Raw genomic sequence first — 26,221 nt, forward strand, 5'->3', positions numbered from 1 at the left:
CGAGAGTTCTGTGACCCGAGGGACACATCCCGACTGATTTTACCGACCGGACCTGTCGTACCTACGGTTCCGTAGGTTACGTTGGCGTAGGTAAGACCTCCCGAGTTGCAGGAAGTGGTGACGCATGACGACAGCCACGACGGTGGATCCTCCGCGCCCGCAGCGGCGCCCCGAACTCGCACCCGAAGAGCAGGGCAACGCCGAACGACTCCTCGTCGCGGTGTTCACCGGCGTGCCCTTCCTGGCCCTGATCGCGGCGGTGCCGCTGGCGTGGGGCAGCTTCCTCGGCTGGACGGACGTCGCGCTCGCCGCGGTGTTCTACGTCCTGACCGCGGGCGGGATCACGGTGGGGTACCACCGGTACTTCACGCACGGGTCGTTCAAGGCGAAGCGGCCGCTGAAGATCTTTCTGGCGCTGGCCGGGAGCATGGCGATCCAGGGTCCGGTCATCACGTGGGTGGCCGATCACCGGCGCCACCACAAGCACTCGGACAAGGAGTTCGACCCGCACTCGCCGTGGCGCTTCGGCAACGACTGGAAGGCCCTGCTGAAGGGGCTGGTGTGGGCGCACTACGGGTGGCTGTTCGACGCGGAGCAGACGTCCAAGCCGCGGTTCGCCAAGGACCTGCTGAACGATCGCGACCTGACCCGGATCCACCGGCTGTTCCCGGCGATGGTGGCGGTGTCGTTCCTGCTGCCGGCGGTGCTCGGCGGGCTCATCACGATGTCGTGGACGGGCTTCCTGACGGCGCTGTTCTGGGCGGGCTTCGTGCGGATCACGCTCGTCCACCACGTGACGTGGTCGATCAACTCGATCTGCCACACGTTCGGCAAGGAGCACTTCGAGGTCCGTGACAAGTCGCGGAACGTGTGGTGGCTGGCGATCCCGTCGCTGGGCGAGTCCTGGCACAACCTGCACCACTCGGACCCGACGTGCGCGCGGCACGGCGTGCTGAAAGGTCAGATCGACATCAGCGCCCGGTTCATCCAGGGCTTCGAGAAGGCCGGCTGGGCGTACGACGTCCGGTGGCCGAACGACGAGCGGCTCGCCGCCCGGCGGACGAAGCAGCCCGCTTGAGCGTCACAATTGACCCTGTGACAGAACCCGCTCCAAGGACCCGCAGAAAGCGGATGACCGGCAAGGAACGCCGCGAGCAGCTGCTGACCATCGGACGCACGCTGTTCGCCGAGCGCGGCCTGGACGGCACGTCGGTGGAGGAGATCGCGTCCGCGGCGGGCGTCTCCAAGCCGGTCGTGTACGAGCACTTCGGCGGCAAGGAGGGCCTGTACGCGGTCGTGGTGGACCGGGAGTTCGAGGGCCTGCTGCGGCTCGTGACGGAGGCGCTGACGTCCGCGCGGCACTACCGGGGCAAGCTGGAGAAGGCCGCGCTGGGGCTCCTGGAGTACATCGAGAGCAACCCGGACGGGTTCCGCATCCTCGTCCGCGACTCGCACGGCGGCACCGGTACCGGGAGCTACGCGAGCCTGCTGAGCGAGATCGCCGGGGAGGTCGAGTACATCCTCGCTCAGGAGTTCGACCGGCACGGGTACGACGACAAGTTCGCTCCGCTGTACGCGCAGAGCCTGGTCGGGATGGTGGCGGTGACGGGCCAGTGGTGGCTGGACGTCCGCAAGCCCCGCCGCGAGGACGTCGCGGCGCACATCGTGAACCTGGCGTGGAACGGGCTGTCGGGGCTGGAGCAGCGTCCGTCGCTGGATCCGCGGCGGCGGCGCAAGGAGCTGGAGCGCGAGCGGAAGCGGGCGGAGAAGATCGCCGCCAAGGAGGAGAAGGCCGCGGCGCGCGCGCAGGGCAGGGTCCGCCGGGACGATGAGGCGGACGAGCCGGAGTAGGCGGCCCGTACATGCGTCGGCGGCCGTCCGGAGTTCGTCCGGGCGACCGCCGACCGGGGTCGCCGACGTCGGGTCGCGACGCCGGGGCTGTGCTGCGACCGTGTCGGTCGCCCGCCGCCGCCCGCCCGTCCGGGTCTCGCACACCGCAGGGGAACGATTCGCTGTCCCCGGACGGGCGGGCGGCGCCGTGGTCTAGGTGCGTCGGGCGATCACGAAGATCCTCCGGAACGGGTAGACGGTGCCGTGGGCCCGCGCGGGGTAGGCGTCCCGCAGGCGGTCGCGGTACTCGGCGACGAACGCGTCGGCGTCCGGGGCGTCGAGGGCGGTGAGGACGGGGCGCAGCGCGGTGCCCTTGACCCATTCGAGGACGGGGTCGTCGCCCGTCAGGGTCTGCATGTAGGTGGTCTCCCAGGCGTCGACGGCGCAGCCGTGGCCGGCGAGGAGGTCGAGGTACCCCTCGGCGCTGAGGACGGGCGCGTCCCGCACGGTGCGGGCGAGGCGCGCGGCCCACCGGTCGGAGGTGCAGAGTTCGCGGAGGATCGCGTGGCTGGGGGCGGCGAAGTTGCCGGGCACCTGGAAGGCGAGCCGTCCGCCGGGGGCGAGGGCGGCGGCCCAGCGGGGCAGCAGTTCGAGGTGTTCGGGGACCCACTGCAGGACGGCGTTGGACACGATGAGGTCGACGTCGTGCCCGTCCCAGGTGCGGAGGTCCTGCACGCGGAAGGCGAGCCGCCCGGGGATCTCGCGGGCGCGGGCGGCGTCGATCATCTCGGGCGACGAGTCGAGGGCCTCCACGACGGCGCCGGGCCAGCGGCCCGCCAGCGTCGCGGCCGGCTCCCCGCTCCCGCATCCGAGGTCGACGATGCGCCGGGGGTCGACGTCGCCGAGCCGTTCCACGAGTTCGCGGAACGGCCGGAAGCGTTCGTCTCCGTAGACCCCGTACTGCGCGGGGTCCCAAACGGCCTCGGCGTGTCTCGACATCAAGACACATGATGCCGCCCTCTTATCTTGATGTCAAGAATCACGGCATCCGGCCACCCGGCGGTCGAGGCGGCGCGGCCGGGTCCGGGGCCGTGGGGGTGATCTGTGGGCGGGAGATCGCGGGGGTTAGGGTCCCCTCACGCCCTCTCTGAGGTATCTCGATATCAAGACAGGTAGGCTTGCCGCATGGAGGATGAGGTCGACCGCCTGGTCGAGGCGTGGCGGACCGAGCGCCCGGACCTGGACGTGCGCCCCCTGCAGGTCCTCAGCCGCGTGTCGCGGCTGGCCCGTCACCTCGACCGGGCGCGGCGGGCCGTGTTCGTGGCCCACGACCTCGAGTCGTGGGAGTTCGACGTGCTCACGGCGCTGCGGCGGGCGGGCGCCCCGTACCAGCTGAGCCCCGGACGGCTGCTGCGCGCGACGCTCGTCACGTCGGGCACGATGACGAACCGGATCGACCGGCTGGCGGCGGCGGGGCTGGTGGAGCGGCACCCGGACCCGCAGGACAAGCGCGGCGTCCAGGTGCGGCTCACCGAGGCGGGACTGACCCGGGTGGACGCGGCGTTCGCCGACCTGCTGGCCCGCGAGGAGGCGATCCTCGCGGGGCTCAGTCCGGCGCAGCACGACGCCCTGGCGGGGCTGCTGCGCACGCTGCTGGTCCCCTTCGACACCGCGCGCGACTAGCCGTCCCGGCGGAGGGCGGCCTCGATCGCGGCGGCCAGGCCGCAGAGCCGCTCCTCGCCGCCCGCGGGCCCGATGAGCTGGACGGACGCCGGCAGGTGCGAGCCCGGCAGCGGGACCGGCAGCGCGAACGCGGGGAGCCCCGCGACGTTCACCGGGCCGGTGAGCCGGGTGAGGGGCAGGTCGCCCTGGAGGTCGTCGTCGGGTTCGGGCGCGACGGTCGGCAGGACCGGCAGCGCGATCGCGGCGTGGCGTTCGAGGATCGCGTCGAGTTCGGCGCGCAGCGCCCGCTGGACCTCCCGGGCCCACGGGTAGTACTTGCGGGCGATGCTCCTGAGCAGCGGCAGGCGGTGCCGCATGCGTTCGCTGACGAGGTCGGGCCGGTCGAGGTAGCGGCCGTCGGCCTCCCACGCCTCGTGCCCGACGATCGCCCCGTTGGCCATGCCGGCCTCGTCGAACTCCTCGCTCCGCACGTCGGCGAGGGCCGCGACGCGGCGGACGGCGTCGTCGACGGCCGCGTCGATCTCGGGGCGGACGCCCGGCGGCCGGAGCCGGGCGATCGGGCGGTCCGGCTCGTACGGGACGGGCGCGAAGCCGGGTTCGAGGAGCCGCATCCCGAGGACGACGGCGGCGACGTCGCGGCCCAGGGGCCCGACGGTGTCGAGGGACGGGGCGAGGGGGTGGACGCCGTCGAGGGGGACGCGGCGGTGGGTGGTCTTGAGGGCCGCGATGCCGCAGCAGGCGGCGGGGACGCGGACGGAGCCGCCGGTGTCGGTGCCGAACGCGACGTCGGCCTCGCCGGCGGCGACGGCGACGGCGGAGCCGCTGGAGGACCCGCCGGGGATGCGGGACGGGTCGAGGGGGTTGACGGGCGTGCCGGACCAGGGGTTGAGGCCGTCGGAGCCGAGGCAGAACTCGGTGAGGTTCGTCTTGCCGACGATGCGGGCGCCGGCCGCGCGGGCGGACGCGACGGCGGCGGCGTCGCGCTCGGCGGGCCGGGCGAGGGCCGCGACGGCGGCGCTGCCCGCGGTGGTGGGCAGCCCCGCGACGTCGATGGCGTCCTTCACGGCCAGCCGGGGGCCGTCGCCGGGGGCGTCCGTCCGGATCATCCAGGTCGTCATCGGGGCATGATGCCGGTCAGTCGATGTCCTCGGCCAGCATGAGCCATTCCTCCTCGATCTCGGCGGCCTGCGCCCGGACCTCCTTGAGGCGGCCGTCGAGCTCCTGGAGCTTGGCGTAGTCGGTGGCGTGCGCGGCGAGCTTCTCGTGCAGCTCGGCTTCCTGCGCGGCGAGCTTCTCCAGGCGGCGTTCGAGCCGGTCCAGCTCCTTGCGCGCCTTCCAGTCCTGCTGCCCCTTGGGCTTGGACGGCTGCTCGGGGGCCGCCGCGCCGGGCGTCCCGGACGTCCCGGACGGGCCGGGCGTCCCGGTGGAGGCGGCGCGGGCGGACGCGCGGCGCTCGAGGTACTCGTCGACGCCGCCGGGCAGCATCGACACGCGGCCGTCGCCGAGGAGGGCGGCGACGCGGTCGGTGACGCGTTCGAGGAAGTACCGGTCGTGGCTGACGACGACGAGGGTGCCGGGCCAGCCGTCGAGGAGGTCCTCGACCTCGGTGAGGGTCTCGATGTCGAGGTCGTTGGTGGGCTCGTCGAGGAGCAGGACGTTCGGCTCGCCCATGAGCAGCCGCAGCAGTTGCAGGCGGCGGCGCTCGCCGCCGGACAGGTCGCCGACGGGCGTCCACTGCCGGTCGCCGGGGAAGCCGAGCCGTTCGAGGAGCTGGCTCGCGGTCCAGTCGCGCTTGCCGACGGTGATGCGGCGGCGGATCTCCTCGACCGACTCCAGCACGCGGCGGGACGGGTCGAGTTCCTCCAGGTTCTGCGACAGGTGCGCGAGCTGGACGGTCTTGCCGCGCACCATCGCCCCGGCGGACGGGGCCACCGTGCCGTCGAGGAGGCGGAGCAGGGTGCTCTTGCCGCTGCCGTTGACGCCGACGAGGCCGACGCGCTCGCCGGGGCCGAGCCGCCAGGTGAGGCGCTCGAAGAGGGAGCGGTCGCCGAGGCGGACGGTGACGTCCTCGGCGTCGATGACGGTCTTGCCGAGCCGGGCGGTCGCGAACCGGGTCAGCTCGACCGAGTCGCGGGCCGGGGGCTCGTCGGCGATGAGGGCCTGCGCGGCGTCGACCCGGAACTTGGGCTTGGACGTGCGGGCCTGCGGGCCGCGCCGCAGCCACGCGAGTTCCTTGCGCAGCAGGTTCTGCCGCTTGGCCTCGGTCGCGGCGGCGATGCGGGCGCGTTCGGCCTTGGCGAGGACGTACGCGGAGTAGCCGCCCTCGTAGCGTTCGACGCGGCCGTCGACGACCTCCCAGGTGCGGTCGGTGACGGCGTCGAGGAACCAGCGGTCGTGGGTGACGACGAGGAGGGCGCCCTTGCGGGCCCGCAGGTGCCGGGCGAGCCAGTCGATCGCCTCGATGTCGAGGTGGTTGGTGGGCTCGTCCAGCAGGATCAGGTCCGACTCGGGGACGAGGAGGCGGGCGAGGGCGATCCGGCGCCGCTCGCCGCCCGACATGCCGGCGATGGGGGCGTCCAGGCCGAGGCCGGGCAGCAGCCCGGCGAGGACGTCGCGGACGCGCGTGTCGCCGGCCCACTCGTGCTCGGCGCGGTCGCCGAGCACGACGGACCGGACGGTCGCGCCCGCGGCGAACTCGTCGCGCTGCACGAGGTGCCCGAGCCGCAGCCCGCGCGCGTGCGTGACGCGTCCGGCGTCGGGTTCGGTCTCCTTCGCCAGGACGGAAACCAGGGTGCTCTTGCCGCCGCCGTTGCGGCCGACGACGCCGACCCGGTCCCCCTCGTCGAGGCCGAGGGAGACGGCGTCGAGCAGCGGCTTGGGCCCGTAGGACTTGGCGACGTTCTCAAGATTGATCAGATTCACGACGCTTCCAGCCTATTGCCCCCGGCGAACCGGTCGCGCGCCGAGCGGCGGTCAGTCGCCGCCTCCGCCGCCTCCGCCGGAGTCGCCGCCGGATCCGCCGCCGGAGTCGCCCCCGGACCCGCCGCCGGAGTCCCCGCCGTGTCCGCCGCCGGAGTGGCCGCCCGTCCAGTCGTCGAAGCCGGCGCCGCCGTCCCATCCGCCGTCGTGCCGCTGGTGGTGGTGCCCCTGGCCGTGGGGGCCGGGGGCGTAGCCGGGACCGGGGGCGTAGCCGGGTCCGGGGGCGTGGCCCGGGCCGTACCCCGGGGCGGGGCCGTAACCGGGCGGGCCGTACGCGCCGGGGCCCGGGGCGGGCCGCGACTTGCGCGACGCCAGGACGACCACGAGGACGACGACGCCGAGGATCACGACGGCCAGCACGGCGACGATCAGCAGGAGAAGCATGGAGACCAAGAGAAGTCCAAGGGTGGGGGGTGGGGGGTCGGGGCGCGGGCGCTAGGGCACGCGGGCGGGGGGACCCGCCGTGCCGCCGTCCCGGCGCCGGCGCGGCCCGGCCTCCCCGCGGGCGGCCACCGTCTCGGGGGCGTTCCGCCGGAGGGCGCGGTCCCGGCGCACGGCCAGCACGACGAGCGTCACCATCATCGCGACGGCGACGAGACCCAGCAACCCGGATAGGTACGTCATCGCTTCACCTCGTCCGCGGGATCGGTGTCACGGGACATGACGTCCGTCGCGGAGGCGAAGTTCGCTTGTGTGCGGTGCGCAGCTATGGCCGCGGCGCTAGATGATCGTGGCTCCGGGGACAGGTCCGTGCGCGGTGAGCGTCTGCGCGACGACCCCGGCGCGGCCGAGCGCGTCGGCCAGTGCGGCGGCGCCGGCGGCGTCCTCGGCGAGGAACGCGCAGGTCGGGCCGGATCCGGAGACGAGCGCGCCGATGGCGCCGAGGTCGCGGCCGGCGTCCAGGGCGGCGCGCAGGGACGGGCGCAGCGCGAGCGCGGCGGGCTCCAGGTCGTTGGTGAGCGCGGCGCCGAGCGCCTTCGCGTCCCCGGCGGCGAGCGCGGCCATGAGCGCGGCGGACTCCCGGGGCGGCGGGACGGCGCCGCCGCCCGCGGCGCGGATCCGGTCGCACTCGGCGTAGACGGCGGGGGTGGACAGGCCGCCGTCGGCGGTCGCGAACACCCAGTGGAAGGTGCCGCGGACGGTCGCGGCGGTGAGCCGCTCGCCGCGTCCGGTGCCGACGGCGGTGCCGCCGAACAGCGCGAACGGAACGTCGCTGCCGAGCCGGGCGCCCAGGTCGAGCAGGTCGGCGGGGGCGAGGGCGGGCGCGGCGGGGTCGTCCCAGAGGCGGGCGCAGGCGAGCAGCGCGGCGGCGGCGTCGGCGCTGCCGCCCGCCATCCCGCCCGCGACGGGGATCGCCTTGCGGATGCGCAGCGCGACGGCGGGCGCGGTGCCGAGGCGTTCGGCGACGAGCCGGGCCGCGCGGGCCGCGAGGTTGCCGTCGCCGGTGGGGACGCCGCCGATGGCGACGCGGGAGCCGGGCGCGGCCTCGACGGTGATCCGCAGCCCGTCCGCGGGTTCGGCGGTGACCTCGTCGAACAGCGACACGGCGTGGAAGACGTTGACGAGGTCGTGGTACCCGTCGTCGCGCAGCGGCCCGACGCCGAGCTGCAGGTTGACCTTGGCGGGGACGCGCACGCTCACCGGTTTCACGTCACCGAACCCTATTGGACGCGCGGGGCGGCCGCGCACTCCCCCGGGCGGGTCAGCCGCCGCTGGTGACGGGGAGGTCGCGGGGGTTGAAGTAGGGGGCGGTGGCGAGTTCGCGGAGCGCCGACACCGCGTGCTCGTCGCCCGTCACCGCGTACCGGTTGCGCTCGTCGCGGGGGCCGTCGGCGCGTTCGTCGGAGTTGAAGTAGACGACGGCCTTGACCTGCGGGTCCTGGAGGGTCTCGGCGGCGGCGCGGAGCCATTCGGCGCGGCGCTCGCCGTAGGAGCGCGGCACCCCGAACTCGGCGATCATGATGGGCTTGGAGCGGTCGCGGGCCCACTCCAGGAACGGCTTGAGGGATTCCGACAGGGCCTGGAAGTCGAAGTCGCCGCTGGGCCGGACGTCGGCGCAGATCCAGTCGACGTGCGCGTCGCCGGGGTAGTAGGCGCCGGCGTCGCGCGTCCCGAAGCCGCGGGCGGTGGGGCACCAGACCCAGGCGACGTTCTGCACCTTCTCCTCGGCGAACACCTTCCGCATGTGCTTCCAGGCGGCGATGAAGTCGGCCGGGGAGTGGACGCGCTCCTCCTCGGCGAGCTCGTCCATGTCGCGGGACCAGCGCAGGAAGACGGGCTTGCCGAGCTTCTTGATCGCGCGGGCCCGCTCGCGGACCATGTCGTCGAAGCGGCCCTGGATGATCTCGCGGGTGTCGCCGCCGTTCCAGGTCAGCAGCAGGCTGCGGTCGGATCGGGTGACCTCGGCGGCGAGGTCGCCGGGGAAGTCGGCCTTCCAGCCGTGGTAGGTCTGCACGATGTCGAGCCGGCGGCCGAGGTCGCCCTCGAACGCGGTGACGTCCGCGAGGTCCGGCCCGTCCGGCCCGTCGGGGCCGTCCGTGCCGCTCCCGGTGCCGGACGGCCGCGCGCTCGGGCTGTCGCCCTCGCCGCCGTCGCCCTCGCCGCCGGCGGCGGCGCCGGGCAGCCAGGCGCCGAAGTAGGCGCCCTCGTCCGGGGGGACGGGGGCGACGCCGGCCTGCGCCGTCGTCGTGATGTCGGGGGCCGCGCCCGCGCCGTCAGAGCATCCCGCGGCGACCGTCCCGGCGAGTCCCGCCACCGCGATCAGGGCCGTCGCCACGACCGGGATCCTCGCTCGCGCCGTCCGCGAACGCGCGTTCACCATCGTCCTCCGACTCATCCGGGGTTGCGTCCCCGGGGGCCGCCGCCGGGGGATCATGGGGGGCTCCGCCCCGCCCTGAAGGACCATACTCGGCAATCCGGGCGAAGGAGGCCACGTCGAGGGCTTCGCCCCGGGCCCGCGGGTCGACGCCCGCCGCCCGCAGCGCCTCCTCGGCCGCCGCCGCGGACCCCGCCCAGCCCGCGAGCGCCGCGCGCAGCGTCTTGCGCCGCTGCGCGAACGCGGCGTCCACCACGGCGAACACCTCGTCGCGGGACGCGGTGGTCGGCGGCGGCTCCCGCCGGGTGAACGCGACCAGGCCGGAATCGACGTTCGGGACGGGCCAGAACACCGCGCGCCCGACGGGCCCGGCCCGGCGGGCGCTCCCGTACCAGGCGAGCTTCACCGACGGCACCCCGTAGATCTTGCTCCCGGGCGCCGCGACCATCCGGTCGGCGACCTCGGCCTGCACCATGACCAGGGCCTTCTCCAGGGACGGCAGGACGGCCAGCAGGTGCAGCACGACCGGGACCGCCACGTTGTACGGAAGGTTCGCGACCAGCGCGGTGGGGGCCGGCCCGGGCACGTGTGTGATCTTCATCGCGTCGGCCCGCACGACCTCCAGCCGGCCGGCCAGGCCGGGCTCGCGCGCCGCCGCCGTCGCGGGCAGCTCGCCCGCGAGCACGGGGTCGATCTCCACCGCGACGACCCGCCGGGCCTCCGGCAGCAGCGCCAGCGTCAGCGATCCGAGACCGGGCCCGACCTCGATCACGACGTCGTCCGGGCCGAGGTCGGCGGCGCGCACGATGCGCCGCACGGTGTTGGCGTCGATCACGAAGTTCTGGCCGAGCGTCTTCGTCGGCCGCACGCCGAGCCGTCCCGCCAGCTCCCGGACGTCCGCCGGCCCGAGCAGTCCCCGCGTCTCCCCCATCCGTCGATTGTCTCAGCAGCCGCACCCTCCCCCGGCCGCCTGCGGCCACGGCGGGTGGAAACGGTGCCCCGCCGAAGCGCGTCGGACCACCATGCGCCTGCTGCTCTCCGCCCGCGTCACCATGGCGGTCTTCTGCGCCTGGGCCGTCTACCCCGCGATCCTCGCGTACACGTTCGCCACCGGGGAGAAGGCGACCGCGACCGTCGCCGAATGCGACGTCAAGGAATACAGGTCAGGGGAGAAGGACGAGTGCCGCGGCACCTGGCGCACCGAGGACGGTGACACCGGCCAGGGAGAGATCTACAACCTCGACGCGCGCAAGGCGGCGGGCGAGACCCGCACGGTGCGGATCGGCCCCTTGGGGCCCTACGCGCACGGGTGGGACCGCGCGTGGCCGGGCACCACCCTCACCGGCGCGTCCCTGGTGCTGCTGGTGGGCATTCCCGAGTTGATCTACCGCCGGTTCGGTCCCGGCGGGAAGCACTACAGCGATCCGTACGCCGCGCCGGATCCGCTCGCCTCTCCGGCCGAGGAGCCCACCGCTCCCCCGGCCTCCCCGGACGAACGCCCAGGGCCGGCGGAGGGGCGCGCGGAATGAAAGCCGCCTCGTCTCCTCCTCCTCGCCGACCGCCGGCGACCGGCCGGCGAGTGCGTGCTGCGGATCGAGCAGGACGCGCCCATGGAGCTCCGCAACGCCGCGCTCGTCCTCGCCCTCGCCCGGACCCGGCGCCGCTACTAGCGCGCCCCGGGCTCGTCGTCCGGCCGCACCCGGCCACGTTCGGTGGGAACGCTCCCCCGACGGGGCGCGTCGGATGACCATGCGCCGCCTCCGCCTCGTGCTCGTCGCCGTCCCCGTCGTGGCCGTCGCTCTGTGGGCCGCCCACACCGCCGTCCTCGCCTACACGTTCGCCGCCGGAACGAAGGCGACCGCGACCGTGGAGTCGTGCGACGGGGGCACGACGGTCGGCGGCAGGCAGGGGTTCCGGAGCTGCCGCGGCACCTGGCGCACCGAGGGCGGCGAGACCGGCGAGGGCGGGATCTACAACCTCGGCACCCGCGAAGGGTCCGGCGCGACCGTCCCGGTCCGGATCGGACCGCTGGGCCCCTACGCGAACGGGTGGGAGCGGGCGTGGATCGGGTCGGCCGTCTCGCTGGGCTACATCCTGGTCGCCCTGATCGCCTACATCGCGGTGCTCCGCTGGAGGAAGGTGTTCCACCGCGAGAAGCTCGCCGAGTCGATCGGCGGCGACGCCACCGCGCTGATCGTCGCCGAGAGCGAGGTGCGCCGCTCCGACGGTTCCCCGCACGTCCTCGTCCGGCGCCTGGACGGCCCGCCCGCCGGGTACCGGCGGCTCGACCTGCCGGGGCGGACCGAGCGCCGCGACGAACTCGCCGGGCCCGGACGCACCGTCTTCCAGTCCGTGCTCGGCGCGGACGAGCGCCCGCTGCTGTTCCTGGAGCACCGCTCGGACCGGAAGCTGAACCCCGAGACCGTCCTGATCGACCCGTCGGGCGCCCCCACGGTGCTCGTCCGCCGGGTCGGCGACCGGGAGTTCCGGCTGCTGGACCCCGCCGGCGCCGAACTGGGGTCCGCCCGGCCGCCCGGCCGCGCCCGCGTCCTCGCGCTGGAGGTGCGGGACGCCGGCGGGAAGCGGGTCGCGGCGGCCGTCGGGCGGCGCGGCATCTGGCTCCTGCGGACCGAGGCGGACGCGCCCGAGCCGCTGCGCGACGCCGCGCTCGTCCTCGCGCTCGTCCAGCACCGCGCCGCCTACTGAGAGGAACCCCCGATGCCTTCCTCGCCCGCTCCCGCCGGACCGTCCGCGCCCGCACCGCGCCGGACGTCGCGGGGCCGCCCCGTCCTCGCCGGGGTCGCCGTGGCCGCGTTCTGCGCCTGGGTGGTCTATCCGGCGATCCTCGCGTACACGTTCGCCGCCGGCGAGAAGGGGACCGCGACCGTCGCCGAGTGCGAGGCCGTGCGGCGCGGCCCGGACGTGTGCCGCGGCACCTGGCGCACCGGCGGGGGGCGGACCGGCGAGGGAGAGATCTACAACCTCGACGCCCGCGTCGAAGGCGGCCGGACCCTCCCGGTGCGGATCGGCCCCCTCGGCCCCTACGCGCACGGCTGGGACCGGGCCTGGACGACGCCCGTCCTGTCCGGGGTGCCGCTCGTGGTCCTCGGCTCCCTCTTCGCCCTGATCTACCGGGGCGCCTTCCGCCCCGCCCGCAAGCTCGCCGACGAACTGCTCGCCGCGCCCGGAGCGCTCGTCGTCTCCGACGGCGGGACGCGCCGCGCCGACGGCTCGCCGCACACGTTCGTCCGGTCCCTGCCGGAGGCGCCGCCCGGCCACCGGCGCCTCGACCTGCCCGGCCGGGCCGCCCGGCGCGGCAACCTCGACCTGCCGAAGGACGGCCGCACCTTCTTCGTCTCCCTGGTGGACGCCGGCGAGCGGCCCCTCATGGTCCTGGAGCACCGCTCGGAGAAGCGGTTCGAGCCCGAGACCGTGGTGCTCGACCCGTCCGGCGCCCCGCGGCTGCTCGTCCGCCGCACGGACGGCGTCCGGTTCCGGATCCTGGACCCCGCCGGCACCGAGCTCGGCACCGCCCGGCCCGCCGAGGAGGCCCGCGTCAACAGCCTGGAGGTCCGCGACGCCGACGGGCGGACGGTCGCCGAGGCCGCCGGGCGCGGGCTCATGAGGTGGGTGGTGCGGATCGAGGACGACGCGCCCGAGCCGCTGCGCGACGCCGCGCTCGTCCTCGCCCACATCCGGCTCCGCGCCGCCTACTGAGATGGGCCGCGCACGCCGCGTCCGGCTCACCGCGACCGCCGTGCTCGCCGCGCTCGTGGTCGTCCCGCTGATCTGGCCCGCCGTCCTGGCGTACACGCTGCACTTCGGCGAGCGGGGCACCGCGACCGTCGCGGAGTGCACGAGCTTCAAGGGGCGCAACTCGGCCACGACGTGCCGCGGCACCTGGCGCACCGAGGGCGGGCGGACCGGCCGGGGCGAGATCTACGGGCTCGGCCCCCGCACCCCGGCCGGGCGGACGGTCCCGGTGCGGATCGGCCCCGCCGGCCCCTACGCGAACGGCTGGTCGTCGCGGACGCTGCCGACCGCCCTGGCGCCGATCGCGTTCGTCACCGCGCCGGCCGTCCTCGCCGTGCCGCTGATCGTGCGGATGCGGCGGGCCGTCCACCGGCGGGGCCGGCGGCTCGCCGCCGAACTGCTCGCCGGGCCCGGCGCCCTCGTCGTCTCCCGCGACGCGGTCCGCCGCCCCGACGGGTCCCCGTACGCGACCCTGCGGCCCGTGCCCGCGCCCGTCCCCGGCCACCGCCGCCTCGACCTGCCCGGACGGCCCCGACGCCCGCACCCGCCGGCGCCGGGGACCGCGCCGGGCCGCCCCGCCGCCGAGTTCGCCTCCCTCGACGACCCCGCCGGACGGACGCTCCTGTACTGCGAGCACCGCACCGACGCCGAGTTCGAGCCCGAGATCGTCCTGCTCGACCCGTCGGGCGCGCCGCGGCTGCTCGTCCGCCGCGAGTCCCCGCACCCGCTCGCCTACCGGCTGCTGGACCCGTCCGGCGCCGACCTCGGCTCCGCCCGGACCGCCACCGGCATCGGCACGCTCGCCGTCCGCGACGCCGCCGGGACCCGCGTCGCCGCCGCGGGCCTCCGCGGCCGCGACTGGGTCCTGCGGGCCGACGCCACGGCGCCCGAGGCGCTGCGCGACGCCGCGCTCGTCCTCGTCCTCGCCCAGTTCCGCACCCACGACTTCACCTGACCGGAACCGGTCCCGCCCGCGTCCGCCGCCGCCCCTACGATTCCTGGTCATGCTGTGGCGGCGGCTCGTGATCTCGGTGGTGCTGGCGGCGGCGGTCGCTCTCGCGGTCTTCTGGCCGTCGGTGATGGTGTGGACGTACACCGCCGGGGAGAGGGCGGAAGGGACCGTCACGGTGTGCGACACCTACGCCACCGGTTCCAAGGGGGAGGGCCGGGAGGAGCGCTGCGAGGCCGCGTGGACGACCGAGAGCGGCGAGCCGGGCGAGGGCCACATCTACGGGCTCGACGTCGACACGCCCGACGGCACCCGCGTCGACCTGCGCATCGGCCCGATGGGGCCCTACGCGGGGCCCGTCACCGACCAGTACGCGTACTTCGGCCACGCCGTGATCCTTGTCGTGCTGGGCGGGCTGTGGTCGGCGCGGAGCGTGCGGCGGGTCGCGTCCGGCCGCGCCGCCGCCCGCGCGCTGCTGGACGCGCCGGACGGGACGAAGCTCGTCGTCACCCGCCGCAGGGCGACGGTCCCGGGCGGCGGCGTGCACGCGTCCCTGCACCGGGCCGAGGCCCCGGCCGGGTACGCCCATCCCCGGCCGCACCAGACCGAGATGGCGGAGATGAGGCTTTTCGTCGATGCCGCGTGGGTTCTCGGGAAGGTGTACGACCGGAAGGGATTCGCGGCCCTGCACGACGCCTCCGGACGGCCGCACCTCCTCGTCGCCCTCCCCGCCCACCCCCTGCTCAAGCCCGAGTACGTGCTGCTCGACACGTCCGGGAAGGCCCGCCTGATCATCGCGCGGACCGCCTGGAGCCCGCGCGCCTACACGCTGACCGGACCGGACGGCGTGCGGCTCGGCGCGGCCGGGGTCCCGGCGGGGCGCGGGCCCGGCGTGCTGGAGGTCACCGGCGCCGACGGCGCCCGCGCGGCGACGGCGGCGTGCCGCGGACGGTCGTGGGTGCTGCACACGGAGCCGTCCGCGGCGCCGCTCCTGCGGGACGCGGCCCTCGTGATCGCCTTCCTCCAGCACCGCCTCGGCGACTGACGCGGGTCACCAGGGCCCGAAGGCGCGCTCCCCGTTCGCGGCGATGGCCGCGCACAGCTCGTCCACCTCGACGCCCTTGACCTCGGCCATCGCGCGGACGGTGTGCGGGATCAGGTACGACGCGTTCGGCTTGCCCCGGTGCGGGATCGGGGTGAGGAACGGCGCGTCGGTCTCGACGAGGAGCAGGTCGAGGGGCGCGACGCGCAGCGCCTCGCGGAGCGGCTCGGCGTTCTTGAACGTGACGTTCCCGGCGAAGCTCATCAGGTAGCCGCGCTCCGCGCAGACCTCCGCCATCGCGGCGTCCCCGGAGAAGCAGTGGAAGACGACCGTGCCGGGCGCCCCCTCCTCCCGCAGGATCGCCAGGACGTCGTCGTGGGCCTCGCGGTCGTGGATCACGAGGGCCTTGCCGGTGCGCTTGGCGATGTCGATGTGCGCGCGGAACGAGCGGTGCTGGTCGGCCTTGGGCGCCCAGTCCCGGTAGTAGTCGAGGCCGGTCTCGCCGATGGCCCGCACCTTCGGGTGCGCGGCCATCGCCTCGATGTCGGCCAGGACGGCGTCGGAGATCCCCGTCGTCTCGTTCGGGTGGATCGCGACGCCCGCGTACACGTCGTCGAACTCGCCCGCGGCGTCCACCGCGAACCGGGACGACGGCAGGTCGCAGCCGATCGTGACGATGCGGGCGATGCCCGCCGCCTTCGCGGCGGCGAGCTGCTCGTCCACCGGCGTCTCGACGATGTCGAGGTGGCAGTGGCTGTCGAAGACGTCCACGGGGAGCCGGTCGGGCAGCGGCGGGTACGACCGCGCCGCGTGCCCGCCCGTGCTCACGCGCCCTCCAGCCGGGCGAGCTCCTCGTCCACGATCGACTCGTCCAGCTTCTTGAACAGCGGCGCCGGCTTCGCCAGCGGGACGCCCGGCCGGATCGGCCGCGACTCCCAGCGGGCCTCGACGTCGTAGTCGCCCGTCAGGACGCGGTAGTCGGGGCCGCCGTCCTCCGAGACGTCGCTCAGCTCCGGCATGCCGCTCCACACGCCCTCGCCGCCGAGCATCTCGTACACCTTCTGCGACGAGTTCGGCAGGAACGGCGTGAGCAGCGTCTTCGCGTCGTCCACGACCTGGAGCGCGGTGTGCAGGATCGACTGGACGCGCGCCGGGTCGTCCTTCAGCTTCCACGGGGCCTGGTCCGACAGGTACTTGTTCGCGTCGCGGACGACGTCGAGCGCCTCGGTGATCGCGTTCTTGAACCGGGACCGCCCGAGCTCGGCGCCGACGGCGGCGAACGCGTTCCGGCTGCGCTCCATCAGCGCCCGGTCGGCGTCGTTCAGGTCGCCCGGCTCGGGGACCGCGCCGTAGTTCTTCGCGGCCATGTTCACCGAGCGGTTGACCAGGTTGCCCCAGGCCGCGACGAGCTCGTCGTTGTTGCGGCGGCGGAACTCCGACCAGGTGAAGTCGGTGTCCTGGTTCTCGGGCCCCGCGACCGCGACGTAGTAGCGCAGGGCGTCCACGTCGTAGCGGTCGAGGAAGTCCCTCACGTAGATGACGACCTGGCGGGACGAGGAGAACTTCCGGCCCTCCATCGTCAGGTACTCGGACGACACCACCTCGGTCGGGACGTTCAGCGCGCCCAGCGACCCCGGCGTCCCGTTCTTGCCGCCCTGCCCGCTGTAGCCGAACAGCATCGCGGGCCAGATCTCGGAGTGGAAGACGATGTTGTCCTTGCCCATGAAGTAGTACGACAGGGCGTCCGGGTCCTGCCACCAGCCGCGCCACAGCTCCGGGTCGCCCTGCCGCCGCGCCCACTCCACCGACGCGGAGAAGTAGCCGACGACCGCGTCGAACCACACGTACAGCTTCTTGTTCGGGTTGTCGCGCCAGCCGTCCAGCGGGATCGGGACGCCCCAGTCGAGGTCGCGGCTGATCGCGCGCGGCTGCAGGTCGTCCAGGAGGTTGAGCGAGAACTTCAGCACGTTCGGCCGCCACTGCCCCTGCTTGCCGCGCAGGTAGTCGCCGAGGACGTCGGTGAACGCGGGCAGGTCGAGCATGAAGTGCTCGGTCTCGACGAACTCGGGCTTCTCGCCGTTGATCCGGCTCACCGGGTTGACCAGGTCGATCGGGTCGAGCTGGTTGCCGCAGTTGTCGCACTGGTCGCCGCGCGCGCCGTCGTACCCGCAGATCGGGCAGGTGCCCTCGATGTAGCGGTCGGGCAGGGTGCGCCCGGTCGACGGGGAGATCGCGCCCATCGTCTTCTTCGGGAAGATGTACCCGTTGTCGTACAGGCCCTTGAAAATCTCCTGGACGACCGCGTAGTGGTTCGCGGTCGAGGTCCGGGTGAACAGGTCGTACGACATGCCGATGCCGTGCAGGTCCTCCGCGATCACCGTGCTGTACCGGTCGGCGATCTCGCGGGGGGACACGCCCTCCTTGTCGGCCTGCACCTGGATCGGGGTGCCGTGCTCGTCGGTGCCGCTCACCATCAGGACCTTGTTGCCCGCCATCCGCTGGTAGCGGCTGAACATGTCGGCGGGCAGCGCGAAACCGGAGACGTGCCCGATGTGACGGGGCCCGTTGGCGTACGGCCAGGCGGGCGCGGTCAGGATGTGTCGGCTTGACGAGGACATGGAATCAAGGGTAGTCGCCGCGCGCCCTCGGAATCGCACGGTTATCCCCGGCGGCCCGCGGCAGTAGCCTGGTTCGGCGTTCCCGCCGCACGAACCGTACGACCCGAAGGCTGACAGCGACATGCCCCAGACGACGACAGGCGAGGCCGACCACCGGACCGCGGGCGACGCCGGGCCGTCCCGCCGTCCCGGCGCCCGGCTCGTCGCGCGCGTCCGCCGCACCCGGCGCGTCGTCTGGCTCGCCCTGCTCGTCTCCGCGGCCGCCGTCGGCGTCCAGTACGTCCTGATGACGCCGCCGCTGTACTTCGACCCGCACTACGTGTGGCTCGCGGCCCGCTCGTGGCCCGACATCCCGCTGACGCAGTGGCCGTTCGACGAGGTCCCGCACCAGGTCACCCGGATCGGCCTCGTGCTGCCCGCGCGGCTGGTCATGGTGCTCCTCGGGGACGGCCAGGCGGCGTACTTCGCCGTCGCGGCCCTGGGCGGCGCCGCGTTCTTCACCGGCACCTACCTGGTCGTCCGCGCCCTGTTCGGGGACGTCGCGGGCCTCGCGTCCGCCGCGGTCCTGCTGGTGCACCCGTTCTTCACGCTGACGAACCCGTACGGGCAGGAGATCACCTGGTCGACGGGCGTGGTGCTGCCCGACATGCCGGGCGCCGGGCTGTTCGCGCTGGGGATGGCGGCGCTGGTCGTCGCGAGCCGGCGGGCCGGGCGCGTCCAGACCCGGTGGCTGGTCGCCGCGGGGCTGCTCATGGCGTCGGCGTTCCTCGTCCGCGAGTTCCTGGCGTTCCTGTTCCTCGCGATCCCGGCCTACCTGGCGCTGCTGCGGATCCCGTGGCGGCGCAACATCACGGTCGGGCTCCCCATGCTGGGCGTGCTGGTGTTCAACCTCGTGCACAACCAGATCGTGTGGGGTTCGCCGCTCGCCGGGCTGACGTCGGCCGCGACGCACGGCGGCAAGTCCCGCGACTACGTGACGCGCGAGCTGGCGGCCCGCTCGTTCCTGCGCGCCATGCACGACTGGCACCCGCTCGGGACGGTGTTCGTCGCGGCGCTCGCGCTGACGATCGTCGGCTGGGCCGTCACCCGCGACCGGCGCCTCGCGCTCGTCCTCGTCTGGTTCGGCGTCCTCGCCGTCCCGCTCACGGTGTGCGCGGGCGTCCTGGACCCGAACGACATCAAGCTCCGCGCGTGGCTCGTCCGGTACTGGTTCGCCGTCATGCCGGCGCTGCTGGCGGGCGGCTTCGGCTCCCTGATCCTGCTGTACCGGACGGTCCCGCGGGCGTGGACCGCGCGGCTGCGGCTCCGGGCCGTGGCGGCCGTCGCCGCGGCCGGGCTCGGCGCCGCGTACGCGGTCGCGGCGGTCCAGGCCGTCCCGAGCCTGCCCCGCGACAAGGCGTGGAGCGAACTGCGCGGCCACCTCGCCGCCCACGACGCCGACATCGACCTGATCGTCACCGACCGGCGGCTCGCGCAGACCCTCGTCTTCTACACGAAGGACGTGTGGGGCCGTCGCACCTGGCACGGCGAGATCCGCGACTGGCCGCACTACTCGCCGCAGGTGCCGCGCACCGCCTACGAGGGCCCCCTGCTGTACACCCGGTGGCGCGGCATGGAGTCGCAGATCGGCTACGGCTGGGCGCCGTCCCCCGCCGAGGGCTGGACCCCGATGTGGAAGTCGTCGGACGGCGTCCTGGAGCTCTGGAACCCGCCCGCCGGGTAGCACCGCCGCTCGCGGGCGGGCCGCCCGCCCGGCGCGTCAGCCGCGCGCCCAGGCGACCCAGTTGCCCCGGGGGGTGCGCCGGCTGTCGACGATCTCCCAGCCGGACGGGGCGCCGCTGGGCCAGGAGTCCGCGGCGGGGACGCCGCCGGGCCAGTTGAGGACGATCATGTCGGCGTCCTGCGGCGGCGGCGTCCAGCGGGAGTCGAAGAGGGTGCCGTCGCTCCACCAGGCCCAGTAGTACTGCGAGAGCCGCGTCGTCCAGGGGACGTTCCAGTCGACGGCGATCGTGCCCCGGCCGCGCAGGTCGACGCTGCCGCGCAGGTCGGTCTCGGCGGTCTGCTCCGCGACGAGCGGGCGGGCGATGCGGTCGACGGCCGTGACCGTCGTCGCGAGCGCGACGGCGGCGAGCAGCGCGGCGAGGACGGGCGGGCCGTGCCGGGGCAGCAGGACGGCGGCGGTCCCGGCGGCCAGGATCCCGAGGCCCGCGAGGGTGGCGCGCCAGAGGTGGAAGGAGTCCCAGTCCCAGGTGAGGAACGACGTCTCCGGGAAGTCGTAGATCGTGAACGTGTAGTCGCTGAGCAGGTCGCCCGCGTACCACTGGACGACGCCCGCGGCGGCGACCGCCGTCACCGCGGCCGCGGCCGCCGCGGCCGCCAGGGTCCGGCGGGGGACGCGCAGCAGGACGGCGACGCCCGCCATGAACAGCACCGGCGTCACGCACGCCAGGTAGCGCCCGTACACGTAGTTGCCGACGCGGTACTCGACGGGCAGCGCGGCGGACGTCGCGAGCGCGATGCCCGCGACGGTCGCGAGGACGGCCAGGGCGAGCACCCGCACCGGCACCGCGACGTCCCGGCGCACGACCGCGTACGCGGCGGCGGCGAGGCCGACCGCGGCGACGCCGCCGGTCGCGACGGCCTGGTACCAGACCTGCCCGGTCGCGAGCGACGCCGTCCAGCCCCAGCCGTCCGCGGTGGTGAGCCGCTCGACGAGGTTGCCGCCCAGGTCGTTGTCGCCCGCCGGGTACAGGTGCGGGAGGACGACGAGGCGGTTCAGCAGCGCCCCGGCGAGGACCGCGGCGGCCGCGGCGGCCCCGGCGAGGATCGTCGCGCGCCACGAGCGGCGGCGCAGCAGCGCCCCCGCCAGCAGGACGACCCCGTGGACGACGAGCAGGACCGCGCCCCGGCTGTGCGAGGCGTACGCGAACCCGACGAGCAGCGACGCGCCCGTCCCGCACAGGGCGAGCCGGACGGCGGGGCCGCGGCCGCCGCCGTCCCGCGCCGGGTCCCGCGGGGCCGCGAGCCACGCGTGCGCGAGCAGCAGCCAGCCGACGACGACCACCGGCAGGATCGCGTCGGTGAGGACGAACAGCGAGTAGAACAGCACGCCCGGCAGCAGCGCGGCGGCGTGCGCGAACAGGTAGGCGGGCCGCGCGGCGACCGACAGCCGGCGCAGCAGCAGGAACGCCAGCGGCAGCATCGCGGCGCTGATCAGGGCGTTGATGACGAGCGCGCCCCGGTACACGGTGACCGGGTCGTCCGCCCAGAACGCCGGGAGCAGCAGCAGCGGGTACCCGGCACGGTAGACGGTCCCGTACGACATGTCCGCGTCGGGGCCGCCGGTGAGGACGCGCGCGGCGAACAGGTACCCGGACTCGTCGGGCGTCGCGACCGGGATCGTCTGCCCGGACGCCAGCCACACCCGCAGCCCGACCTGCGCGAGCCACCCGAGGACGAACGCGAGGGCCCAGCGGCGCCGCGCGCGGCGCGCCCCCTCGGCGTCCGGCGGGGCGGCCGCGCCGGACGAGCGGCGCGTGACGGTCAGCGCGCCCTCCGGCTTCATGGACGTCCCGCCTCCCGGCCGGTGCCGGGCGGGGGCGCTTCGGCCGGAGAACGGTTGCTCGGGTGAGGAAGGTCCATGGCCGTCCCAGCCTGTCACAGTACGGGCGGGGGCACGGCCCCGGTCCGGAAAACGCTCAGCCGGTTCACCGGGCGCGTTGAGCGGACGTTCAGGTTCCGCTGTCCGGCCGGGGCGGGGCCGGGGTCAGCCGGACGTCTCGGCGTCCGCGTCCTCGGCGCCGTCCTTCGCGGCGGCGGCGCCGGTCGCGGCGGGCTCGGGCTCGGCGGCGCGCTCGGCCTCCCGGCGGCGCTCCTCCTCGACCCGGTGCGCGGCGGCGTCGACGACGCCCGCGGCCTCCGCGGCGGCGTCCGTCATCGGCGGGTGCTGGCGGCGGCGGATGCCGAGGATGCTGATGAACGCGGTCCCGAACAGCGCCTGGAGGCTCATGACCAGCGCGGTCGCGGCGGGGACGACGATGCGCAGCGACTCGCGCGGGTCCAGCTCGCCGAAGTCGTTGACGCGCCAGTGCAGCAGGGACGCGACGAGGCCGGCGAGGCCGGCGACGGCGAGCAGCCCGGCGACCAGCAGGCCCCGTTCGAGGCTCCACCAGTTGATGAGGCGCTTCACCCGCCGGTCGTCCGGCAGGAAGCCCTCCTGCATCGCGTAGACCTTCGTGAGCACCGCGAACACCACGGCCTGGAAGCCGATCACCATGGCGGCGCCCGCGCCGACGAGGGTGTCGACGTCGAACGCGACCTCCCCGACGGTCACCGGACCGGTGGAGAGCGCGATCCCGGCGATCAGTCCGAGCGTCATAAAGACGAGACCGGGGATGAGGAAGAGCCAGCGGGGGCTGTAGAGCATGAGGAAGCGGAGATGACGCCAACCGTCGCGCCAGGTGTTGAGATGCGGGGCGCGGGTCCGCCCGTCCGGCGACAGGGTCGTCGGGACCTCGCGGATGTCGTAGCCCTGCAGGGTCGCCTTGACGACCATCTCGCTGGCGAACTCCATGCCGCCGGTCTGCAGGCCGAGCCGCATGATCGACTCCTTGTTGAAGGCGCGCAGCCCGCAGTGGAAGTCGCCGATCTTGGCGCGGAAGAACAGCCGCCCGATGAAGCTCAGCACCGGGTTGCCGAGGTAGCGGTGCAGCGGCGGCATGGCGCCGGGGGCGATGCCGCCCTTGAACCGGTTGCCCATGACGAGGTCGGCGCCGTCGCGCAGCTCGTCCAGGAACGGGCCGAGGGTGGTGAAGTCGTAGGAGTCGTCGGCGTCGCCCATCGCGACGTACCGGCCGCGCGCCGCGGCGATCCCGCCCATGAGCGCGTTGCCGTACCCCTTGTCGGCGACGGGGACGACGCGCGCCCCCGCGTCCCGGGCGAGCTGCTGGCTGCCGTCGGTGCTGCCGTTGTCGGCGATGACGACCTCGCCGTCGATGCCGTTCTCCTCGAGGAAGCCGACCGTCTTGCGGACGCAGGTCTCGATGGTCTCGGCTTCGTTCAGGCACGGCATCACTACGGAGAGTTCCACGTGATCTCCTTCGTTACCCCAGTGACCGTCTGCGGTGCGTTCGACTACCCTCTTGATTTCCCGCGCTCGGCCTTTTCGTTCCTGCATGATGCCTGCCGAGGGCGGGTCATGATGGCGGGTCTCAGGAAGACCACCCGTATCGTGTTGCGCGTTCGCAACCGAACAACCCCCTCCGCCACGGTCGTGGGCGGCAGGCTAGGTCGTCAAGCATACGGGCACGGCGGCAGGGAAAGGGTGTGTCGGCTGTGACGCGCACCGGAGACGGCCGTACGACCGGACCGGGTGCCCGACGGCTAAGGGGAGGTACGCCAGTGGCGGGTCGAGCGCCGCGCGACACCGGACGGGACGAGTCCGTCCGGGGCGACGAGCACGGCCTCGGAGCGGGCGCGGGCGAGTCCGTGACCGGCGGAAACGGCACCGGACGGACGAGCGGGCGGCGCGCCGCGCCGGGCGCCGCGCGCGGCGCCGCGGGGGCCGGCTCGGGCGGCGACACGCCGACGGGCGCGACGTCCGCCCCGGCTCCGGACGGAACGCGCGGCGGCGCGCCGGAGGCGGCGGCGGATCCGCCGGACAGCGGCGCCGACACGCCGGACGACGGCGATTCGGCCCGTCCGAAAACCGGTTTCGGGCTGTGGCCGCTGATCCGCAGGCACCCGACGTTCAGTGTGATCATTGTCATGGGGGCGCTGCTCCGGCTGACGGCGATGGCCGGTTTCCGCCCGGTCATGTTCTTCAACGACAGCTTCGACTACCTGCACGTCGCGATGGAGCCGTACCCGCATCCGCTGCGGCCCGACGGCTACGGGTTCCTGCTGATCCTGCTGAAGCCGTTCCACAGCTTCGCGCTGGTGGCGGGCGTCCAGCACCTGATGGGCCTGGCGATGGGCGTGATGATCTACGCCCTGCTGCACCGCCGGTTCCGGCTGCCCGGCTGGGGCGCGGCGCTCGCGGCGGCGCCCGTCCTGCTCGACGCGTACCAGATCCAGCTCGAGCACCTCCTGCTGTCCGACACGCTGTTCGCGTTCCTGGTGATGTCGGCGGTGACCCTGCTGCTGTGGCGGGACCGCCCGAGCTGGAAGATCGCGGCGGCGGTCGGGCTGATCGTCGGGTTCTCGTGGCTGACCCGGACGGTCGGCATGCCGGTCCTCATCGGCGTGCTGACGTACATGCTGATCCGGCGGAGCGGCTGGAAGATCATGGCGGTCACCGCGGTCGCCTGCATGCTGCCCGTCCTGTCGTACATGAGCTGGTACAAGGCCGAGACCGGCAAGTTCGCGATGACCGAGAGCACCGGGATCTTCCTGTACGCCCGGGTCTACAAGTTCGCCGACTGCCACGAGATCCCTGACCTGCCCGTCCGCCAGTACCCGCTGTGCACCGAGCCGGAGAACCGGCTGCCGAAGTCGCAGGACGGCATCTGGAACAGCGCGTCGCCGCTGAACCGCTACCCCGGCCAGCGGTTCAGCCCCGAGAACAACGAGCTGGCGAACGACTACGCGAAGCGGGCCATCACCAACCAGCCGGTCGACTACGCGAAGGTCGTCCTCGGCGACTTCTTCCGCGTGTTCCAGTGGGAGCGCACCGTCTTCCCCGATCCCGCGACCTACGGGCAGTACGAGTTCTGGTCCGACCGCGACGGCAACCCCCGCCCGCTGCCGAACTGGCGGATGGACGGCGATTCGGTCGCCGCCGCCGAGGCCAACGAGTACGAGGACGGCAACGCCGAGACCCGCACCGTGGAGCCGTTCGCCGGGGTGATCCGCGGCTACCAGGACGTCTTCTACCTGCGCGGCACGATGGTCGGCGGCATCCTGCTGATCGGCCTCGCCGGGCTGGTGCCGCTGTGGCGGCGCCTCGGCGGCCGCGCGTTCCTGCCGTGGACGCTCGCGACGGGTCTGCTGCTCGCCCCCGCCGCGACCGCCGAGTTCGACTACCGGTACGTCCTGCCCGCCGTGCCGCTCGCCGCGCTCGCCGCCGGGATGGCGTTCACCCCGGAGGTGCGCCAGGCCGTCCGCGGCGGCGGCCGCCGGCTGCGCCGCCTCGGCCCCGGCGGCACCGCCGCGCCCGTCCCGGCGTCCGGCGAGCGCGTCGAGGAGAAGGTCCCGGAGGTCGCCGCCCGCTGACGCCGGCTACCAGGCGTGGATGCGGCGCAGGTGGTAGACGAGCGCCACGTCCGGGTTGGCGCGGGCCTTCGGGATCTCGGCCACCCGGGGGCGGGGCGCGGAGAGCGCCTTGACGTTCTGGCTCTGGCACCCGGGGCAGGCCCGGTCGACGGCCCACGGTGTCGTGCACGGCTGCCCGTCGCGCTCGTAGATCACGAACTCGATGCCGTGCCCGTCGCCGAAGTGGCGGATGTCGATCTGCTCGTCCCAGGTCGCCGAGCAGCACAGGCACTCGAACGTCCACACCTCGCGGCTGGACCATGCGTCTCGCACGACCTTCACCCCCTCCGAGCGGCGCCGGTTCACCCTTTCCATGGTGACTCCCGCCCGACGCCCAACACAGGGTCTCGTGCCCGGAAAATCCGTTTATGGACCGTTCCCGTGGGTGATGATTACCTGTCGCCCGCGGCACGGGCGCGCACGACCGCGTCGTAGACGACGGCGCGCGGGACGCCGTTCTCCTTCGCGATCTCCGCGACGGCCCGGTTCCGGCGCGTCCCGGCGGCCTCGCGGGCGGCGACGGCGGCGGCCAGGTCGTCCGGGTCGGTGAGCCCGGCGGGCTCGGGGGCGCCCCCGACGACGACGGTGATCTCGCCGCGCACGCCGTCCCGCGCCCAGGCGGCGAGGTCGCCGAGGGGGCCGCGGCGGACCTCCTCGTAGGTCTTGGTCAGCTCCCGGCACACGGCGGCCGGACGGTCCGCGCCGAAGGCGGCGGCCATCGCGTCGAGGGCCGCCGCGATCCGGTGCGTGGACTCGAAGAACACCATCGTGCGCGGCTCGTCGGCGAGCGCGGCGAACCGGCGGGCCCGCTCGCCGTCCTTGCGCGGCGGGAAGCCCTCGAAGCAGAACCGGTCGGTGGGCAGGCCGGACAGGACGAGCGCGGTGGTGACGGCGGACGGGCCGGGCAGCACGGTGAGCGGGACGTCCGCGGCGACGGCCGCGCGGACCAGCCGGTAGCCGGGGTCGGACACCCCGGGCATCCCCGCGTCGGTGATGACCAGGACGTCCCGTCCGGCGAGGAGGTCGGCGAGCAGTTCGTCCGCGCGGGCCTTCTCGTTCTGGTCGAAGTACGACACGACGCGCCCGCCCACCTCGACGCCGAGGTCGCTCGCGAGGCGGCGCAGCCGCCGGGTGTCCTCGGCCGCGATCACGGGCGTGCCGGCGAGCGCCGCGCGGAGCCGGGACGAGGCGTCCTCGGGCCGTCCGATCGGCGCGGCGGCGAGCAGCAGGGTTCCCGTCACGCGCCCATTGTCCCACCGGCCCCGGCCCGTCCGGGTCGGCCGAGCCGATCACGACCGCCC

23 protein-coding genes and 1 pseudogene are annotated in these 26,221 nt (G+C 74.4%); 10 read left to right on the top strand and 14 right to left on the bottom strand.

Annotated elements, in window-relative coordinates:
* The first annotated feature begins 124 nt into the window (after positions 1–124).
* Both H505_RS0112325 and H505_RS41445 read left to right on the top strand, forming a co-directional pair.
* Positions 125–1,078 (top strand): acyl-CoA desaturase, encoded by a 954-nt coding sequence (locus H505_RS0112325; protein WP_026402238.1) that lies wholly within the window; start codon positions 125–127, stop codon positions 1,076–1,078.
* 53 nt (positions 1,079–1,131) lie between these two features.
* The gene (locus tag H505_RS41445) at positions 1,132–1,851 is read left to right on the top strand and encodes a TetR/AcrR family transcriptional regulator (RefSeq protein WP_051300587.1); all 720 of its coding nucleotides are present in this window, start codon (positions 1,132–1,134) and stop codon (positions 1,849–1,851) included.
* Between the two features lie 192 nt (positions 1,852–2,043).
* On the opposite strand, the gene H505_RS0112335 is transcribed toward H505_RS41445, so the two are convergent.
* Complete coding sequence (locus tag H505_RS0112335; RefSeq protein ID WP_034517688.1) at positions 2,044–2,829, bottom strand: trans-aconitate 2-methyltransferase; 786 nt, start codon at positions 2,827–2,829, stop codon at positions 2,044–2,046.
* Between the two features lie 186 nt (positions 2,830–3,015).
* Here H505_RS0112335 and H505_RS0112340 point away from each other — a divergent pair, with 186 nt between their 5' ends.
* Positions 3,016–3,513, top strand: a complete 498-nt coding sequence (locus tag H505_RS0112340) for a MarR family winged helix-turn-helix transcriptional regulator (protein ID WP_026402240.1) — start codon at positions 3,016–3,018, stop codon at positions 3,511–3,513.
* On the opposite strand, the gene H505_RS0112345 is transcribed toward H505_RS0112340, so the two are convergent.
* The 7 genes and pseudogenes from H505_RS0112345 to rsmA form a co-directional block, all read right to left on the bottom strand.
* Complete coding sequence (locus tag H505_RS0112345) at positions 3,510–4,631, bottom strand: amidase (RefSeq protein ID WP_026402241.1); 1,122 nt, start codon at positions 4,629–4,631, stop codon at positions 3,510–3,512. The genes H505_RS0112340 and H505_RS0112345 overlap by 4 nt on opposite strands.
* Before the next feature lie 16 nt (positions 4,632–4,647).
* Positions 4,648–6,435: an ABC-F family ATP-binding cassette domain-containing protein gene (locus tag H505_RS0112350; protein WP_026402242.1), complete on the bottom strand. Its 1,788-nt coding sequence runs from the start codon at positions 6,433–6,435 to the stop codon at positions 4,648–4,650.
* Positions 6,436–6,486: 51 nt separating this feature from the next.
* A complete protein-coding gene (locus H505_RS50575) occupies positions 6,487–6,876 on the bottom strand; it encodes a hypothetical protein (RefSeq protein WP_051300588.1) in 390 nt (129 codons plus the stop codon).
* A gap of 51 nt (positions 6,877–6,927) precedes the next feature.
* Positions 6,928–7,116, bottom strand: a complete 189-nt coding sequence (locus H505_RS49800; RefSeq protein WP_157432975.1) for a hypothetical protein — start codon at positions 7,114–7,116, stop codon at positions 6,928–6,930.
* 96 nt (positions 7,117–7,212) lie between these two features.
* Positions 7,213–8,133, bottom strand: coding sequence for a 4-(cytidine 5'-diphospho)-2-C-methyl-D-erythritol kinase (locus H505_RS0112365; protein ID WP_026402243.1), 921 nt, complete (start codon positions 8,131–8,133; stop codon positions 7,213–7,215).
* A gap of 61 nt (positions 8,134–8,194) precedes the next feature.
* Positions 8,195–9,268 carry a glycoside hydrolase family 26 protein gene (locus H505_RS0112370; protein ID WP_026402244.1) on the bottom strand — a complete coding sequence of 358 codons (1,074 nt, stop codon included), beginning with the start codon at positions 9,266–9,268 and terminating at the stop codon, positions 8,195–8,197.
* 121 nt (positions 9,269–9,389) lie between these two features.
* Positions 9,390–10,238: pseudogene (gene rsmA, locus H505_RS41455) on the bottom strand (16S rRNA (adenine(1518)-N(6)/adenine(1519)-N(6))-dimethyltransferase RsmA); the annotation flags it as partial.
* A gap of 91 nt (positions 10,239–10,329) precedes the next feature.
* Here rsmA and H505_RS0112380 point away from each other — a divergent pair.
* The 5 genes from H505_RS0112380 to H505_RS0112405 all read left to right on the top strand — a co-directional run bounded on the left by H505_RS0112380 (position 10,330) and on the right by H505_RS0112405 (position 15,054).
* Positions 10,330–10,836: a hypothetical protein gene (locus tag H505_RS0112380; protein ID WP_026402245.1), complete on the top strand. Its 507-nt coding sequence runs from the start codon at positions 10,330–10,332 to the stop codon at positions 10,834–10,836.
* Between the two features lie 214 nt (positions 10,837–11,050).
* Positions 11,051–12,013, top strand: coding sequence for a hypothetical protein (locus H505_RS0112390; RefSeq protein WP_026402246.1), 963 nt, complete (start codon positions 11,051–11,053; stop codon positions 12,011–12,013).
* A gap of 12 nt (positions 12,014–12,025) precedes the next feature.
* The gene (locus H505_RS0112395; protein WP_026402247.1) at positions 12,026–13,024 is read left to right on the top strand and encodes a hypothetical protein; all 999 of its coding nucleotides are present in this window, start codon (positions 12,026–12,028) and stop codon (positions 13,022–13,024) included.
* A gap of 1 nt (position 13,025) precedes the next feature.
* Positions 13,026–14,015 carry a hypothetical protein gene (locus H505_RS0112400; protein WP_026402248.1) on the top strand — a complete coding sequence of 330 codons (990 nt, stop codon included), beginning with the start codon at positions 13,026–13,028 and terminating at the stop codon, positions 14,013–14,015.
* Between the two features lie 49 nt (positions 14,016–14,064).
* Positions 14,065–15,054: a hypothetical protein gene (locus tag H505_RS0112405; RefSeq protein ID WP_026402249.1), complete on the top strand. Its 990-nt coding sequence runs from the start codon at positions 14,065–14,067 to the stop codon at positions 15,052–15,054.
* A gap of 6 nt (positions 15,055–15,060) precedes the next feature.
* Here H505_RS0112405 and H505_RS0112410 read toward each other — a convergent pair whose 3' ends face one another.
* On the bottom strand, positions 15,061–15,879 hold the full coding sequence (locus H505_RS0112410; RefSeq protein ID WP_026402250.1) for a TatD family hydrolase: 819 nt from the start codon (positions 15,877–15,879) through the stop codon (positions 15,061–15,063).
* Positions 15,876–17,669 (bottom strand): methionine--tRNA ligase, encoded by a 1,794-nt coding sequence (metG, locus tag H505_RS0112415; RefSeq protein ID WP_026402251.1) that lies wholly within the window; start codon positions 17,667–17,669, stop codon positions 15,876–15,878. Before metG ends, H505_RS0112410 begins: the two co-directional genes overlap by 4 nt.
* Before the next feature lie 121 nt (positions 17,670–17,790).
* On the opposite strand from metG, the gene H505_RS0112420 reads away from it, so the two are divergent.
* Entirely contained in the window at positions 17,791–19,392 is a 1,602-nt protein-coding gene (locus H505_RS0112420; RefSeq protein ID WP_026402252.1) for a glycosyltransferase family 39 protein, read from the top strand.
* A gap of 36 nt (positions 19,393–19,428) precedes the next feature.
* On the opposite strand, the gene H505_RS41460 is transcribed toward H505_RS0112420, so the two are convergent.
* Both H505_RS41460 and H505_RS0112430 read right to left on the bottom strand, forming a co-directional pair.
* Positions 19,429–21,234 carry a hypothetical protein gene (locus H505_RS41460; protein ID WP_051300589.1) on the bottom strand — a complete coding sequence of 602 codons (1,806 nt, stop codon included), beginning with the start codon at positions 21,232–21,234 and terminating at the stop codon, positions 19,429–19,431.
* A gap of 201 nt (positions 21,235–21,435) precedes the next feature.
* A complete protein-coding gene (locus H505_RS0112430) occupies positions 21,436–22,758 on the bottom strand; it encodes a glycosyltransferase family 2 protein (protein WP_026402253.1) in 1,323 nt (440 codons plus the stop codon).
* A 311-nt stretch (positions 22,759–23,069) separates the two neighbouring features.
* On the opposite strand from H505_RS0112430, the gene H505_RS41465 reads away from it, so the two are divergent.
* Positions 23,070–24,881, top strand: a complete 1,812-nt coding sequence (locus H505_RS41465; RefSeq protein WP_245592493.1) for a hypothetical protein — start codon at positions 23,070–23,072, stop codon at positions 24,879–24,881.
* 6 nt (positions 24,882–24,887) lie between these two features.
* Here the strand turns inward: H505_RS41465 and H505_RS41470 are convergent, their stop codons facing one another.
* Positions 24,888–25,235: a hypothetical protein gene (locus H505_RS41470; protein ID WP_125614211.1), complete on the bottom strand. Its 348-nt coding sequence runs from the start codon at positions 25,233–25,235 to the stop codon at positions 24,888–24,890.
* A 77-nt stretch (positions 25,236–25,312) separates the two neighbouring features.
* On the bottom strand, positions 25,313–26,161 hold the full coding sequence (gene rsmI, locus H505_RS0112445) for a 16S rRNA (cytidine(1402)-2'-O)-methyltransferase (RefSeq protein WP_026402254.1): 849 nt from the start codon (positions 26,159–26,161) through the stop codon (positions 25,313–25,315).
* Positions 26,162–26,221: the final 60 nt, after the last annotated feature.

It is taken from the genome of Actinomadura rifamycini DSM 43936 (genome assembly GCF_000425065.1).
Classification (GTDB): domain Bacteria; phylum Actinomycetota; class Actinomycetes; order Streptosporangiales; family Streptosporangiaceae; genus Spirillospora; species Spirillospora rifamycini.

Coding starts and splice junctions, on each gene's coding strand:
- H505_RS41470 (WP_125614211.1), bottom strand. CDS start 25,235: ATGGAAAGGGTGAACCGGCGCCGCTCGGAGGGGGTGAAGGTCGTGCGA.
- H505_RS0112405 (WP_026402249.1), top strand. CDS start 14,065: ATGCTGTGGCGGCGGCTCGTGATCTCGGTGGTGCTGGCGGCGGCGGTC.
- metG (WP_026402251.1), bottom strand. CDS start 17,669: ATGTCCTCGTCAAGCCGACACATCCTGACCGCGCCCGCCTGGCCGTAC.
- H505_RS0112335 (WP_034517688.1), bottom strand. CDS start 2,829: ATGTCGAGACACGCCGAGGCCGTTTGGGACCCCGCGCAGTACGGGGTC.
- H505_RS0112345 (WP_026402241.1), bottom strand. CDS start 4,631: ATGACGACCTGGATGATCCGGACGGACGCCCCCGGCGACGGCCCCCGG.
- H505_RS49800 (WP_157432975.1), bottom strand. CDS start 7,116: ATGACGTACCTATCCGGGTTGCTGGGTCTCGTCGCCGTCGCGATGATG.
- H505_RS0112340 (WP_026402240.1), top strand. CDS start 3,016: ATGGAGGATGAGGTCGACCGCCTGGTCGAGGCGTGGCGGACCGAGCGC.
- H505_RS41460 (WP_051300589.1), bottom strand. CDS start 21,234: ATGAAGCCGGAGGGCGCGCTGACCGTCACGCGCCGCTCGTCCGGCGCG.
- H505_RS0112325 (WP_026402238.1), top strand. CDS start 125: ATGACGACAGCCACGACGGTGGATCCTCCGCGCCCGCAGCGGCGCCCC.
- H505_RS0112380 (WP_026402245.1), top strand. CDS start 10,330: ATGCGCCTGCTGCTCTCCGCCCGCGTCACCATGGCGGTCTTCTGCGCC.
- H505_RS0112400 (WP_026402248.1), top strand. CDS start 13,026: ATGGGCCGCGCACGCCGCGTCCGGCTCACCGCGACCGCCGTGCTCGCC.
- H505_RS0112420 (WP_026402252.1), top strand. CDS start 17,791: ATGCCCCAGACGACGACAGGCGAGGCCGACCACCGGACCGCGGGCGAC.
- H505_RS0112390 (WP_026402246.1), top strand. CDS start 11,051: ATGACCATGCGCCGCCTCCGCCTCGTGCTCGTCGCCGTCCCCGTCGTG.
- H505_RS41445 (WP_051300587.1), top strand. CDS start 1,132: ATGACCGGCAAGGAACGCCGCGAGCAGCTGCTGACCATCGGACGCACG.
- H505_RS0112395 (WP_026402247.1), top strand. CDS start 12,026: ATGCCTTCCTCGCCCGCTCCCGCCGGACCGTCCGCGCCCGCACCGCGC.
- H505_RS50575 (WP_051300588.1), bottom strand. CDS start 6,876: ATGCTTCTCCTGCTGATCGTCGCCGTGCTGGCCGTCGTGATCCTCGGC.